Origin of the sequence: Haladaptatus sp. DYSN1 (assembly GCF_029489995.1) — an archaeon.
GTDB lineage: Archaea > Halobacteriota > Halobacteria > Halobacteriales > Halococcaceae > QDMS2.
In genome coordinates this window covers 2921458-2934553 of record NZ_CP120470.1, presented here as the reverse complement: position 1 = coordinate 2934553, position 13096 = coordinate 2921458, and the positions used below count along the sequence as shown (strand labels likewise).

At 63.6% G+C, this 13096-nt stretch carries 16 protein-coding genes; 7 read left to right on the top strand and 9 right to left on the bottom strand.

All coding sequences use genetic code 11. The annotated features are described in order from the left end of the window. Nucleotides 1-4: 4 nt before the first annotated feature. Nucleotides 5-1294 carry a glucose-6-phosphate isomerase gene (locus tag P0648_RS15870; RefSeq protein WP_277504741.1) on the bottom strand — a complete coding sequence of 430 codons (1290 nt, stop codon included), beginning with the start codon at nucleotides 1292-1294 and terminating at the stop codon, nucleotides 5-7. Between the two features lie 157 nt (nucleotides 1295-1451). Between P0648_RS15870 and P0648_RS15865 the strand changes: the two genes are divergently transcribed. The 3 genes from P0648_RS15865 to P0648_RS15855 are packed head-to-tail and all read left to right on the top strand — an operon-like array spanning nucleotide 1452 to nucleotide 3354. Beyond that, nucleotides 1452-2009, top strand: coding sequence for a hypothetical protein (locus P0648_RS15865; protein WP_276246325.1), 558 nt, complete (start codon nucleotides 1452-1454; stop codon nucleotides 2007-2009). 43 nt (nucleotides 2010-2052) lie between these two features. Beyond that, entirely contained in the window at nucleotides 2053-2847 is a 795-nt protein-coding gene (locus P0648_RS15860; RefSeq protein WP_276246326.1) for a winged helix-turn-helix domain-containing protein, read from the top strand. Between the two features lie 45 nt (nucleotides 2848-2892). Next, nucleotides 2893-3354, top strand: coding sequence for a DUF5812 family protein (locus P0648_RS15855; protein ID WP_276246327.1), 462 nt, complete (start codon nucleotides 2893-2895; stop codon nucleotides 3352-3354). On the opposite strand, the gene P0648_RS15850 is transcribed toward P0648_RS15855, so the two are convergent. After that, nucleotides 3342-3656, bottom strand: a complete 315-nt coding sequence (locus tag P0648_RS15850) for a hypothetical protein (protein WP_276246328.1) — start codon at nucleotides 3654-3656, stop codon at nucleotides 3342-3344. The genes P0648_RS15855 and P0648_RS15850 overlap by 13 nt on opposite strands. Nucleotides 3657-3767: 111 nt before the next feature. Between P0648_RS15850 and secF the strand changes: the two genes are divergently transcribed. The 3 genes from secF to P0648_RS15835 all read left to right on the top strand — a co-directional run bounded on the left by secF (nucleotide 3768) and on the right by P0648_RS15835 (nucleotide 7009). Then, complete coding sequence (gene secF / locus P0648_RS15845; protein ID WP_277504740.1) at nucleotides 3768-4640, top strand: protein translocase subunit SecF; 873 nt, start codon at nucleotides 3768-3770, stop codon at nucleotides 4638-4640. After that, on the top strand, nucleotides 4637-6193 hold the full coding sequence (locus tag P0648_RS15840) for a preprotein translocase subunit SecD (RefSeq protein WP_277504739.1): 1557 nt from the start codon (nucleotides 4637-4639) through the stop codon (nucleotides 6191-6193). Before secF ends, P0648_RS15840 begins: the two co-directional genes overlap by 4 nt. 66 nt (nucleotides 6194-6259) lie before the next feature. Beyond that, nucleotides 6260-7009, top strand: a complete 750-nt coding sequence (locus P0648_RS15835) for a hypothetical protein (protein ID WP_277504738.1) — start codon at nucleotides 6260-6262, stop codon at nucleotides 7007-7009. A 3-nt stretch (nucleotides 7010-7012) separates the two neighbouring features. On the opposite strand, the gene P0648_RS15830 is transcribed toward P0648_RS15835, so the two are convergent. From P0648_RS15830 to P0648_RS15805, 6 genes are all read right to left on the bottom strand, one after another. Beyond that, a complete protein-coding gene (locus tag P0648_RS15830) occupies nucleotides 7013-7363 on the bottom strand; it encodes a hypothetical protein (RefSeq protein WP_277504736.1) in 351 nt (116 codons plus the stop codon). 39 nt (nucleotides 7364-7402) lie between these two features. Next, a complete protein-coding gene (locus P0648_RS15825; protein WP_277504734.1) occupies nucleotides 7403-7726 on the bottom strand; it encodes a multidrug efflux SMR transporter in 324 nt (107 codons plus the stop codon). Between the two features lie 41 nt (nucleotides 7727-7767). Continuing rightward, nucleotides 7768-7902 carry a hypothetical protein gene (locus P0648_RS15820; protein ID WP_277504733.1) on the bottom strand — a complete coding sequence of 45 codons (135 nt, stop codon included), beginning with the start codon at nucleotides 7900-7902 and terminating at the stop codon, nucleotides 7768-7770. Between the two features lie 42 nt (nucleotides 7903-7944). Further along, nucleotides 7945-8586 carry a ribonuclease HII gene (gene rnhB, locus P0648_RS15815; RefSeq protein ID WP_277504732.1) on the bottom strand — a complete coding sequence of 214 codons (642 nt, stop codon included), beginning with the start codon at nucleotides 8584-8586 and terminating at the stop codon, nucleotides 7945-7947. An 80-nt stretch (nucleotides 8587-8666) separates the two neighbouring features. Continuing rightward, the gene (locus P0648_RS15810; RefSeq protein ID WP_277504731.1) at nucleotides 8667-9191 is read right to left on the bottom strand and encodes a hypothetical protein; all 525 of its coding nucleotides are present in this window, start codon (nucleotides 9189-9191) and stop codon (nucleotides 8667-8669) included. Nucleotides 9192-9488: 297 nt separating this feature from the next. Continuing rightward, complete coding sequence (locus tag P0648_RS15805) at nucleotides 9489-10784, bottom strand: tRNA pseudouridine(54/55) synthase Pus10 (RefSeq protein WP_277504729.1); 1296 nt, start codon at nucleotides 10782-10784, stop codon at nucleotides 9489-9491. Between the two features lie 99 nt (nucleotides 10785-10883). On the opposite strand from P0648_RS15805, the gene P0648_RS15800 reads away from it, so the two are divergent. Continuing rightward, on the top strand, nucleotides 10884-11393 hold the full coding sequence (locus tag P0648_RS15800; protein ID WP_277504727.1) for a hypothetical protein: 510 nt from the start codon (nucleotides 10884-10886) through the stop codon (nucleotides 11391-11393). An 8-nt stretch (nucleotides 11394-11401) separates the two neighbouring features. Here P0648_RS15800 and P0648_RS15795 read toward each other — a convergent pair whose 3' ends face one another. Next, nucleotides 11402-13087: a PQQ-binding-like beta-propeller repeat protein gene (locus P0648_RS15795; protein ID WP_277504725.1), complete on the bottom strand. Its 1686-nt coding sequence runs from the start codon at nucleotides 13085-13087 to the stop codon at nucleotides 11402-11404. Between the last annotated feature and the right edge of the window lie 9 nt (nucleotides 13088-13096).

The window sequence follows — 13096 nt, the reverse complement described above, 5'->3', positions numbered from 1 at the left end:
GGTCTCAGCGAATCCACTTGGTCTCTTTGTCGGCGACGGCCTGCGCTTCTGCGAAGTCGCCACCGCCGAGCAGTCCGCGTGCGGCGCGCTTGCCCCACTCGACGGCAGGTTGGGTGAACGTCTCGACGGAGTAGAGTTCCCCCGCGAGGATGCACGCCGCTTCCATGCTGTAGAGCAGGTCGCCGATGCCCACGGCGTCGACGCGGCCGATTTCGATGCGGACGTTCGGCTGACTCGCGGCGGCGAGGGAGGCTTCCGTCGCGCGAAACTCTGCATCCAGCAGTTCACCGAGCGAATTCCCACTCAGGTAGGCGAGTTCCTCCGCACCGGTCTCTGGAATCTCTCGGTCGTCGCGCTCCTGTGAGCGCACGAGCGTGACGAGTTTGTCGTTCGGGCCGGCCCGATAGAGCTGCAACTGCGAGTGCTGGTCGGTCGCGCCGAGGGCGCGCACCGGCGTCTGGCCCATGCCGTCCTTGCCGAGGCTCTCGGCCCAGAGCTGGGCGAACCACTCGGCGAACGGTTCGAGTGCCTCGGCGTAGGGCACCATCGCGTTGATGTGTGCGCCCCGGAGGTCGAGGGCGTAGGCAATCGCGCCGTAGGCGTAGGCCGGGGAGTCGAACAGCGACCCGGAGAGCGACTCCATCGCTCGCTCGCCGCCTTCGAGAACCGCTTCGATGTCGCCGCCAAGGATGGCCGCGGGCACGAGACCGACCGCAGAAAGCGCAGAGAAGCGACCCGGCACGCCGTCCGGAACCGTGAGCGTCGGCAGGTCGTGGGTGTCCGCGAGGTCACGGAGGGGGCCGGACTCGCCGGTGGTGACAATGGTCTGGTCAGTCCAATCGACGCCCGCGGCCTTCATCGCGTCGCGAACGACGAGGAACGTGGCGAGCGTCTCGGCCGTCGTGCCAGAGCGCGAGACGACGTTCACGGCGGTGGTCGCCAGGTCGAGTTCGTCGAGGACGGCGCTCGTGTGCTCTGGGTCCACGTTATCGAGGACGTAGGCGTTCTCGATGCCGAGTGCCCGGGAGATGGTCGCCGCCCCGAGGGCGCTGCCGCCGATGCCGACGGTGAGCACCGACTCGGCGTCGGTGAGCGGAGCGATGGCATCACGAATCTCCGCGGCGTCCGTCTGCGCGGGGAGGTTGAGCGCCTCATACCCGTGTTCGTGCGTCTCTCTGCCGCGTTCGATTCGCTGGTGGGCGCTCTCGACGCGCTCGTCGAGGCGTTCCAGGGCCACTTCGGTCACGCCCGGTTTCGCGACCGAGGCGAGTGCGTTGCCGACGTCCAGTTGCATAGATGGACGCTCGGGTGGAGGGGTAAAATGATTGGTGTAACGCCGTCGTGCGCTGCAGGTTACAACTTCCGGCAGCCCGACGTGCGAAATTTGGCGCGGACTGTCCGCAGGACCGATATCGCGTCGTTTAATCGGCTCCGCTCCCAACTCCCCGATAATGACAGCCAGTGGGACGACCGACGGTGACGACGCCTACAAGGGCGTGTTCGGCGCGATTCCCTACGCGCTTCGCGCAAGCGATTCACTCCTGTTTCGAACCTACGTCGTCGTCGGGTCGCTCGCCGGGTTGTTGGTGACTATCACCATCACGCTCGCGCTGGTCGTCCTCATCGCCGCGACGTCGAACGTTCCCGGTGGGTCGCTCACCCTCTCGCGGGCGTTCTACGTCGTCATCGGCATTCTGGTGCTCGGACCGCTGCTCGCGCCCATCCTGTTCGTCGCCCGCCGCCACCGCCGTCGCTTGCCGGTGAGTGCCCGCTACGACACGCTACTCGCTGCCGCCGGCTACCTGTTCCTCCTGTCGTTGTACGTCGGCCTCGTCATCTCCATTCCGGAGTGTTTCGTCCTCGACGGCGAGACGACCTGCCGTAACTCGCCAACGGGCGTGTTCGGTCCGGTCATCAGCGTCCTCTACGCGCTTCCGGCCATCACGAGTCCACTCCCGCCGCTGTTTGCGGCGTTGCTCATCTTTGCTATCCACCGCAAACTCCGGTAAATTTTGTCGAAAACTTAAGTGTGGCCCTCTCTAGCATCCAGCTATGGGCACTGCATTCGACGATCTCGCGTTCCTCGCTGGATCAGCGAATCGGGCCACCGTCCTCCTCTCGTTGTCGAATCAGCCACGCGACCGTCACGAACTCGAAGCCGAGACGGGTGCGTCGCGGGTCACGCTGGGACGCATCCTCGCCGACCTTACAGACAAGGGGTGGGTTCGAAAGCAGGGCCACACGTACGAGGTGACGGGCGTTGGCAAACTAGTCGCCACGGCGTTCGGCACCTTTCTCGAAACGATGGAGACCATCTCGCAGTTGGGGCCGATGGCCCCGTGGCTACCGGTCGAGAACTTCGGCTTCGACATCGAGCGCCTCGACGACGCCCTGGTCACCGTTCCAACGACGGCGGACCCGCTCGCCCCCTATCGGCGGGCGGCTCACACGCAGCGAAACGCGTCGTCGCTTTCGGTCCTCACGAACGCCACCGCCCCGCAGAACATCGAGGTCATTTGGCGGCGAACCACCGCTGGCGACCTGAAAATCGAAGCAATCCTCACCGGCGACGTCATCGACACCATCCGCAGCGACGAACAGATGGCCGCCCAGTTTCGCGACATTCTGGCCTCTGGACAGGCAGAGATCCGTCGCTACTCCGGCGACATCCCGTTCATCGTGTCCATCGCCGACGAGACGGTGGACATCGCCATCGCCGACGAAACCGGGATGCCTCGGGGCCTCATTCAGGTCACAGACGACGCAGTTCGGTCGTGGGCCGAACAGACCATCGCCCGATATCGCGACCAATCGGACCCGCTCACGTGCGACGCTTTCTCTGCCTGACCGGCACACGAAACGCAGAAAACGCATCCGCACCTAGCCACGGGCATGAAAAAGACGGGCACGTTTCTCTGCACCCACGCAGAGGCCGACTCGGCAATTCTTCGAGACGTCACCGACGGCCAGGTTCACACGCTCGGGTCCAATCCCGGCGTCGAAGAGGGCGACGCCATCGAGGGTACCCTCGCGCCCGAACCGCCGATGGAGGTTTCGTGGCAACTCGTCTCCGTCGAGCGCCGTTGGCAAATCCCCGTCGAGCGAAGCGACGAATCGCCGACGAAGTTAGAACGCGACCTCGCCGCAGACCAGGAGGTGGGTGGCCTCACGACCCGCGAACGGGCCGGTATTGGCGAGATTCACGTCCTCACGGTCGAACCGGACATGACCGACTCGGTGGTCGAAGATGTCCTCGAAGACGGCGCAACACTCGAACGCGCCGCTCGTCTCGGCGTCAACCGGGTCGAAATTCGCGCCGCATCCGGCGTCGTCGCGGTGCGCTATCTCCCCTGAGGTGCGCCCTCGCTCTGGACGAGCCAGCCACCTTCGATGCCACAGGCCTCGCGCTCCGTGTACTCGATTGTGGTCGTCTCGCCGACGCGCGTGCCGCCGTCTATCGCCTCGATTCTGAGCGGCACGTCGAGTGAACTCCCACAGCACCCCACGTCCACGAACTCCTCGAAAACGTCGCCGACTGCGGGTTCGCCGAGCGTTTTCTTCAGGTAGGCGCGAAACCACGGCGTGTCGAGTTGGTCGCGGCCCCACCCGCTCAGGTCGGCCGGATACGAGATGTTGACCCGCGTTGCGTCGCTCATAGCATCCCCTTTGGGTGCCATTGCCAAGCAACTTGTGGGTTCCCTGCCGTTTCGTTCTCTCACGACAGAAGGATAAGAAGGCTTATTCGACGGGGATTAGGACCCACAGGTATGGTCGAGTTCGAGGTACCGAAGGTCGATTACACCCGGTACTCCAACCGCCAGTTGGCCGCGGTGCCCCTCGGAGTGCTCGCCGTTGCACTCCTCATCATCGCTGGCTGGTTCGTGATGACGGGTGCGCCGGTCACCCCGGGCATCGCGTTCACTGGCGGCACCGAGTTACAGATACAGACTACTGATTCACCCGCCCAGATCGAGGCGACGTTCGACACGCCGGTCGAATCGATTCAGCCGATTCGGTCGAGTGACAACAGCTACATCGTGACGTTCCAGGCGTCCGGCGAGGACACATCAGCTGGGGCCATCGAGCAACAGGCCCGCGACGCTGGCTACACCGTCCAGTCCTCACAGAGTCGCTCGCCAAGCTTCGGCGCGGAGACCCAGCGCCTCGCGCTCATCGGCATCCTCATCGCGTTCGGCGGGATGAGCGCGGTCGTTTTCCTGCTCTTTCGGTCGTTCGTTCCCTCTATCGCCGTCGTTCTCTCTGCGTTCTCTGACATCGTCATCCCCATCGCGCTGATGAACATCTTCGGCATCAAACTCTCGCTCGGGACGGTCGCCGCGCTGTTGATGCTCATCGGTTACAGCGTGGACTCCGACCTCCTGCTCAACAACCACATCCTGCGCCGGAGCGGTGACTTCTACGAGTCCACCTACCGGGCGATGCGCACGGGTGTGACGATGACGCTCACCTCGCTCGCGGCGATGACCGTCATGACGATTACGGCGTTCCTCCTCGGGATTCCGCTGCTCCCGTCTATCGGTATCGTCCTCGTCTTCGGACTGAGTGCTGACCTGATGAACACGTACATGTTGAACCTGAGTCTGCTTCGCTGGTACAAGTTCGAGGGGGTCGCCCGATGAGCGCCCTCCGCGAAAACTGGCGCATCGTCCTGCTGGTCATCTTCATCGTGCTCTCCGGGGTGGCGCTGTTCGCGCCGACCGGTGGCGCAGACGACGGCGGCCAGGCCGGCACCGCCGACACGGGGCCGACGAACCTCAAGTACGGCCTCGAACTCTCCGGCGGGACGCGGATTCGCGCCCCGCTCGTCGGCATGACCGCAGACGACGTCGACGTGACGCCCGACAACGACCGCGAGGTGGAACTCGCCGTCGCGAATCAACTGAACATCTCACGAACCGACGTTCGCGCCACGCCCCAAACCCGCACCGTCGAGGTGTTCACGGAGAACGTGACCCAGGCGCAGTTCGCCCAGGCACTCCAGGCCGCTGGTCTCTCAGCGAGCGAGGAGAACATCCGCGACGGCGTCACCGACGAGACGCGCCAGACGGCCGTCTCCGTCCTCACGGAGAAAATCAACCGCATCGGCCTCTCCGGCGGGTCGGTCCAGCAGGTCCAAACCACCCAGGAGACGTTCATCCTCATCGAGGTGCCAAACCAGAATCGAACTGAAGTGCTCAACCTCATCGGTGACCGCGGGAAGGTCGAAATCGTCGCCGAATTCCCCACCGACGCCAACGGCACCACCGAGTATCGACAGGTGTCGATGCTGACGCAGGGTGACTTCGCCGAAATCGGCGCGCCACAGGCGGGCCAGGGTAACCAGCCGTCGTACGTCCCCGTGACGCTCACCGACGAGGCGGCACAGAACTTCTCACAGGGGATGCAGAACTTCGGCTTTACGACCCAGCAGGGCGTCCAGAGCTGTCGATACGGCGATACGCCTGACGACCCCGGCTACTGTCTGCACACCGTCGTCGACGGCGAAATCGTCTACTCTGCGTCGATGTCCGCGGGCCTCGCTGGCACCATCGCGAACGGCGACTTCGTGAAGGACCCCGGCTTCCGGATGACGACGACGAACGCCTCCGACGCCCGCGCGTTGCAGGTCAACCTGCAGGCCGGTGCGCTCCCGACCTCCCTCGACATCGAAGGCGAGGGGACGACGTACTTCCTCGAACCGGCGCTCGCCTCTGAGTTCAAGCTGTTCAGCCTCATCACGGGCATCATCGCCGTGCTCGCCGTCGCCGGGATGACGTACCTGCGCTACGGCGAGGCGAAGATTGCCGCCCCGATGGTCGTGACCGCGCTCTCCGAGGTCGTCATCCTGCTCGGGTTCGCCGCGGCGGTGGACCTCGCGCTCGACCTCTCACACATCGCGGGCCTCATCGCCGTCATCGGTACCGGGGTGGACGACCTGGTCATCATCGCCGACGAGATTAGCCAATCGGGCGTGAAGACCAGTCGCGTCTTCCGCGACCGCTTCCGCAAGGCGTTCTGGGTTATCGGCGCGGCCGCCGTGACCACCATCATCGCCATGAGTCCGCTCGCGGTGCTCAGCCTCGGCGACCTGCAAGGGTTCGCCATCATCACCATCGTCGGCGTGCTCATCGGCGTGCTCGTCACCCGTCCGGCCTACGGTGACGTGCTCCGGAACCTGATGGATATCGACTGATTAGGCGTTTTCTCGTTTCGATTAATTGAGAAATCATTTTCACACCGCCCTGTGTGGGTTCGGTCAATGCTCTCTCGCCGTCAAGAACTCTGGGTCTCCGCCGTCGCCGGTTTCCTTTTGCTCGCGTTGGTGGTCTTTTATCCCATCGGCCAAGTTGTGCCGAAGTACACGTACGAGGCCGAGGAGTTCACTCTCGAAAACCCAGAACAATTGTCGACAGAAGCGTACGTAGAGCAGGTCAACGCGCTGAAGCGACACGCGGAGCACTCGGCCGACATTCAACACTGCCACTGGAAACGCTCACGCTCGTGTCTCGTCGAGCACCGCGTACTGGCGGCGGGTGGGTCGCTGGTCCTGAACGAGAGCGACGAAACTGGCTGGTACGCAGAGGACCAGGATTCAAACGGATTTTATCTGCCTCCGCAAACCCCTGAGTTCGTCTACCTCGAGGTCGAGCATCGTTACCTCGGCGAGTTTTACCGCGCGAATACCACGCTCTCAGCCAACGGAACGGTGGTGCTCACGCTCGAACCGGTTGCTCCGATGACGGTAGTCGACGAAACAGCTGTGAGTGTGAACAAATCGCCGGGATTCGAGCAACTGCTCGAAACGGGACGACACGAATCGCTCGAACCGCTCGGTGAGTACAAGTGGTGGGCGTGGTCGCACCCAGTACTCATCGAACACGAAGGGAACTACTATCACCCAGATGGCTTTCAGACGAACACCGACTACGGCAAACTCCTCCAACTCATGTTGCTGGTTACAGGGGTGGCCCTTCTCCTCAACGCGGGTCAACACATGCCCCGCGAGTAGCGGTCACTCGGTGCGCTCGTATTCGAACGCCACGCCGGCCGCAAGGCCGAACGACGCGAGGCCAAAGCCGAGTGCCGCCGCGCCGAACGTTGCGTCGTGTGTAACACCGCTCGTGAGCGCAAGACAGCAGAACGTGGTCACGCCAGCGAACGCGCCGCTCACCCGGCTTGGGCCGTCCGTACTTCGAAGAATCCGCTGGTAGCGAAGCCAGTAGTACGCGCCGACGCCATACACTACTGCGATTGCCAGTAGAACGAACCACGAGGTTTCTGGCGGCGGTGCGACGAGAAACACGGCGGCAGGAACGAGTACGGCGACGAGGACAGTGAGGGCGAACCGTGAAAACCGATTCATACCGAACCGTTCACCGCAGCGTCACTTAGTTTGGGGCGGTCAGTGGCCGCCGGAGACGAGATTCAGGCCGACGACGCCGACGACGATGAGGCCGATGAAGCCGAGTCGGGCGACGGTCGCCGGTTCGTCGAACAGGTACATCCCGAGAATCGCAGTCCCCACCGCGCCGATGCCGGTCCAGACGGCGTAGGCGGTGCCAACGGGGAGGGTTTCGACGGCTTTCGCGAGGAGAACCATGCTAATGATGAGCGCGACGACGGTTCCGGCGGTCGGGAGGGGCTTCGTGAGGCCTTCTGAGTAACCGAGTCCGATGGCCCAGGCAATCTCGAAGAGGCCGGCAACGAACAGCAAGTTCCAGGACATCGTCTCCGGGTTGGGGGTGCAGACGGCTATAGCTGCTGGAATCAGCGCGTCGTGCCCTGCGAAGGCGATAGTTTCTGCGCGGCTATGAGTCCGCTGTACACCACTGGCGGAGCGATGACGAGCAGCACCATGAGAATCGAGAAGAAGCCGAACGTTCCCGCCTGCTCCGGAATCATACCAGCACATTCCCGTTCCAGTGTGAGTGTCTTGTGGGCGTCTCAGAACTCGGTGAGTCCCGACTGCTCGCGGGCGGCGAGGACGTCTTTGCTCGTCTGCCACGAGGCCCGGGCGCAGGCGGGGAGTTCGCCGTGTTCTGCGACGTACCCTTCGAGGAACGACTTCGTCGTCGGGTCGCTCGGGTAGCCGCTGCCGACCTCGCCGTACTCCGCGGCAAGTGTCGCGACGTGGGCGTCGCGGGCCACCTTGGCGACGATGCTGGCCGCGCCCACGACGGGGTGATTTTCGTCTGCGTTGTGCTCCGCCCGGAGGGTGACGTTCTTGTCCAACTTCCCGGCCACTCGACGGGCGAACCGCGCTTCGTCGGTGTCGCAGGCGTCCACGATGCCCTCCATGTCGTCTTCGAGGATCTGTCGGAGGGCTTCCGCCTGGGCGCGGACGGTGAGGGTGTTGAGGTCCACCTCGGGGTCGTCGATTTCCCCGACGCGCACCTCCGCGAGGCCGATGCTGACTTTCGGCGAGGCTCTCAGCGCCTCGTCTAGTTCCTCGCGGCGGGCGGGCGTGAGGAACTTAGAATCCTTGATTCCGGGCGGAAGGTCGCTCTCGTCGGGCACGCTCACGGCGGCGGCGAACATCGAACCGAGGACGGGACCGCGTCCGGCCTCGTCTGCACCAAAGCGCATCGCATGGCCATCAACGCCAGGTCGTATAGTACTTTTCGCCGCGGCGACCACGACCATCCAAAAAAATCAATCGCTGCTGGCTACACGTCGAAGAACGTCCGCGAGAAGGTTCCGGGAATCGATTCGGTTCCCGCTTCCGGTTCACTGACGGTGACGTTCGTGTAGGTGACTTCGGCGAGTACGTGGCGCTGGCCGGGCGGGCACTCGAGCGTCGATTCGGGCGGCGAGAGCGTCAACGAGCCGGTAATCTGCCCATTTTTCCCGGACGTGAATTCACCGGACGCCTCGACTCTGCCGGTCTCCTCGCGCTTGTTCGAGGCACTCGGATTCTTCCCGCCGCCGTTGATGCAGGCGTACAGCGCCGAGGCGTCGGCGCTCGCGGTGACCGTCGTCGTCACGTTTTGCCCCAGTCCTGCGATTTTGAAATTCACACGCAGGTCGCCCCGGTTGTCTGGGCCGCTCGCGGACGCGCGGATGAAGTGCGGATTGGCGGCCGCGCCGCTCGTCGCGAAGGCGACGCTCGCGAGGAGCGTAGAACCGGTTACTTTGAGCACGGTGCGTCGTGTCGGTGTCACCCGGTCTCCGGGTGACGTGCTGGCTGTCATTCTTCTTCCCCCGCTGGATTCGCCCCTCTGCAGAGTGGGCCCCCTCCAGCATTAGACCGGTTTCATACCCGCCCGAAAAGTAATGCATCACCTTTCGTGTCACTGACCGTCGGTGACGCGACTAATTTCAAATTAACTCGAAGGTATTCGCTCGGAGGGAGTACTAATTCGACGATACGTTCCGTCCGCATCTGAAGGCTGTTCGAATTTGCTGAATTGGCTTCGTGCCTCGACTTGCGCGTCGGAGGTGGAGAGTGTCACTTTAACCGATCCGTTAGCACGGACTTACGGGGTGGCTCAGGCGGACTCTCCGTCGAGGAAGAACTCCTCGCGTTCGAACGGTTCGTCCTCGCCTTCGACGGCGACCACGTCAAGCGCCGTCACGACGGCGTTGACGCCGAGTAACCCGGTCAGGCTGGGTTCGGTGCGGCCGTCGTCGCCGCTCACGAGTTCCTTGATGTAGAGGCCGCCCGCCCCGTGGATGGTGAGGTCGGCGTGGTACTCGTCTACCAGTTCGCCCTCGATGTCGTACACCGTGCGCTCGCGGGTCAGGTTCGCTCTGCGGTGGTCGACGCGTTTCGGGGTGTACTGTTCGATGGTTGCACCTTCGAGTTTCGAAATCGCCGCCTGCAAATCCTCAACGGTGACGGGGTGGGCGAATTTCACGTCCATGCGATAGGTCTTCGAGGCGTCGTGTTCTTTGACGCGTTCGACCATCTCGTAGGTGCACGCTCGTAGGCCCTCGACCTCGATTTTCCCGTCGGCTTGCTCGTTGATTTTCTCCTCGAGCGCGGCCATATCAACGTGACGGACCTTCGGATTCGAAATCTCCATGACGAACGGGCGGCCCGTCCCGAGCATCAGCGCGTCTACGTCCTCGCGGCCCGCGCCGTGGAAGGTCGTTTCTTCGCCGTCCATGGCTTCGAGGAGGGGTGGGGCGGCGAGCTGTTCGACGCTCTCGGGGTAGCGGTAGCCCGACCCGGCACAGACGTGACACGGGTCGCCGCGAATGTAGCCTGTCTCGTTGCACTCAGAGCAGGGCCACTTCGTCTGGGGGATGTCGCGTTCGAGTTTGCGATAGCGCCCGTAGACGAACGTCGAGTGGTTGCGCGTCTCGACTGCGTCGCCCTCCAAATCGAGCGTGAACATCACGTGCGGGCGGCCGAAATCGACCTCCGTCTCGGTCAGCCGGCCGATGCGCTTGCCCACCTCGCGGTTGAACTCGGATTTGAACTGCTCGCCTGCGTCCTCGGGCAGGCCCGCGCTCTCGCGCAGGAGCAGCTCGTTTTCTTCGACGAGCGGTGGGGTGCGCGTGCCGACCTGGTAGGTGTCGAACTCGATGTCCGCGACCGTCTCGGCGGCGCGTTCTGCCCACTCGTCGAACGTCGCACAGAGCCCTTCACAGACCCAGCACTCGGAGACTGCGGTGGGTTCGTAGGGTTCGTCGGCTGCCAATGCCACGGCGGTCCGCAGCGCGTTCCCGCGCTGTTCGTTGGTGAGGCCGAAGCTCCGGTCGGCGAACACCCGGCCCAGACAGGAATCGCAGACGGGGCCGTTCTCGATGACCGCTCGCGCATCGTCGAGAATCGTCATTATACCTCCTGCGTCCCCCTCGGATTAACAGTCTTGGTTTTTCTGTCGCGAACCTGCTGGCTGGACAAAGTATTTACCGGTCATGTCGAAACGTCGACTATGGCCCGCACAGACCACTCCCTCCAGACCACCGCTGCCGTCTGGGTTGGTGCACTCCTCCTGTTCACCATCCCGGTCGCGTTCGTGCTCGTCCAGAGCGCGCTGCTCGTCACCGACGCGGTCGGCGCGCGCGAGGTGCTCGCGGGACCGCTCTGGTTCGCCCTCCTCGCGTTCGCCTTCGTGAGCGGCGCGCAGGTCGCGACGAACATCGCTGGCGTCCAACTCCACGGCACCGCCCACCTCTCCCGCGGCAGTCGTGTCCGCCGTTTCGCCCGTCACGGATTGTTCGTCCTCGTCGGCCTCGCGACGCTGCTCGTCGTCGGGTCGCTCTTGCTCGGCATCACCACCTGGAGTCTCGCGACCGGTCGCGCCATCTCGCTCGCGCTCGTCGGCGCTGTCGCGCTCGCACTGCTCTGGGCGCTTCGCCGGAGTCTCTCTGCGTTCACGAAGGGGCTCCGCGAACCGGTCGGCAAGGACGGTGACTTGCTGCTCTCGACGACGAAAAAGTAGGAGGTTGCTCAGACCGTCGAGAGTCGGATGGTCTCGGTGTCGCGCTTGCCAGCCTCGTCGGTGACGCGGAGGGTCATCTCCAGAATGCCACAGAAATCGAGTTCCACGTCCACTGATTCGCCAGTCTTCTCGTACTCGCCGTCGCCGTCGATATCCCACTCGAATGTGGTAATCGCGCCGTTCTCGGACGTTGATTGCTCTCCACTGAGTGTGACCGTCGCGCCGGAGTCAAAGTCCTTGTTCTCTGCATCTTGCGGGTCGCTCGTGATTGCTGCGGTGATGTCCTCCTTCTCGGAGAAGTGGTCGACAGGGGTATGGGCAGCATTCGGTGGCGTCTCACTCGATTCGAAGACTTCTATCCAGCCTTTCGAGTCGGCGAGGCCGCCGTTCGAGAAGTCGGTGAGCGTCACGTACAGTCGGTCGTCGACGGGAACACAGCGCCCTGCATTCAGGTTGCCGTGTCCTTCGGAAACGGCGTAACTCCACTGCTCTTCGCCAGACCCGGCATCGAGGGCGTAGACGGTCGGTATCGCATTCGTCGAGGCAGACGGATCCTTCGTCTCCTGTTTGGTTCCGACGTACACCGTGTCTTCAGTCGCCGATACCCGCATCGTCGGCCGAGGTGGGATGAAATTTTCGACGTGCGTACTGAACGTCCATTGTCGCTTCCCTGTCTCTGCGTCGAAGGCGTTGAGCGTGTTGTACTCGCCGCCGTTGTTGTAGGCACTCACGAAGACCAACCCGTCCCCGACGGTCGGGTCGGTGTTCGCCGTTGGCTGACCGCTCTCGCTTTCGACGGTCGTCTCCGCCTCCCAGACGACCGAGCCATCGTCGGGCGAGAGCGCCCACACCTTGTCAGCATCTGCAGTCTCGGCGAACACTTCCGAGATGTAGAGCAGGTCTTCGGTGGCGACGACGCCGCCTGAGGCTCCGTCTGGTCGGTCGACGGTCCACTGGACAGTCCCGTCCGGACCGAGTGCCATGACCTCGTCTCTCGTCGTCGTGTAGAGCGTGTCTCCCGCGAGGACTGGGCTGTCGATTCCGGCGTCCTCGTTCGTTTTCGTCCAGACCTCTGAGCCACTCTCAGCGTCGACAGCGTACAGTGCGTGCTCTGCTTCTGAGACGGCGTAGACCACGCCGTCGTGCACGAGGGCTCTGCCACCCCAGTACGCACCCATCTTGAACTGCCAGTTGATTTCGCCCGTCTCCGCGTCGAGGGCGAACAGGCCGCCGACCGTGGGGTCGGGACCCATCTCGTAGGTCGCCTGCTCTGCACACGCGGTTGGGATGTAGAGCGTGCCTTCGTGGAACGTCGGGGCCGCGAACACCTCGCCAATTTCGTCTTCGTGGTCGCGCTTCCACAGTTGCTCGCCGGATTCGGTGTCGTACGCGACGATTGCACCCTTCGAGTTGTTCGGTTCGCTCGTGGACATCGCGAGGTACATCGTCCCGTCGACGACCGTCACTCCCGCGGGGTCTCTCGGGAGCCTGTCGGTCCGCCACGCGCGGTCCGCGTACGGGCCGGGGCCGCTTCCTGTTGTGAAGTTGGTCGCCCCGGGTGTGCCATGGCCAAGGGGCCAGGCGGTTTCTCCGTTTTCAACCGATTCAGTAGCCATCGCGTTCGTGCCGATGAGGCCTGCTACACTTGCCGCGCCAATGCCTTTCAAGACCGTTCGTCTGGAGGGTCGTCGCATGCGACCGGA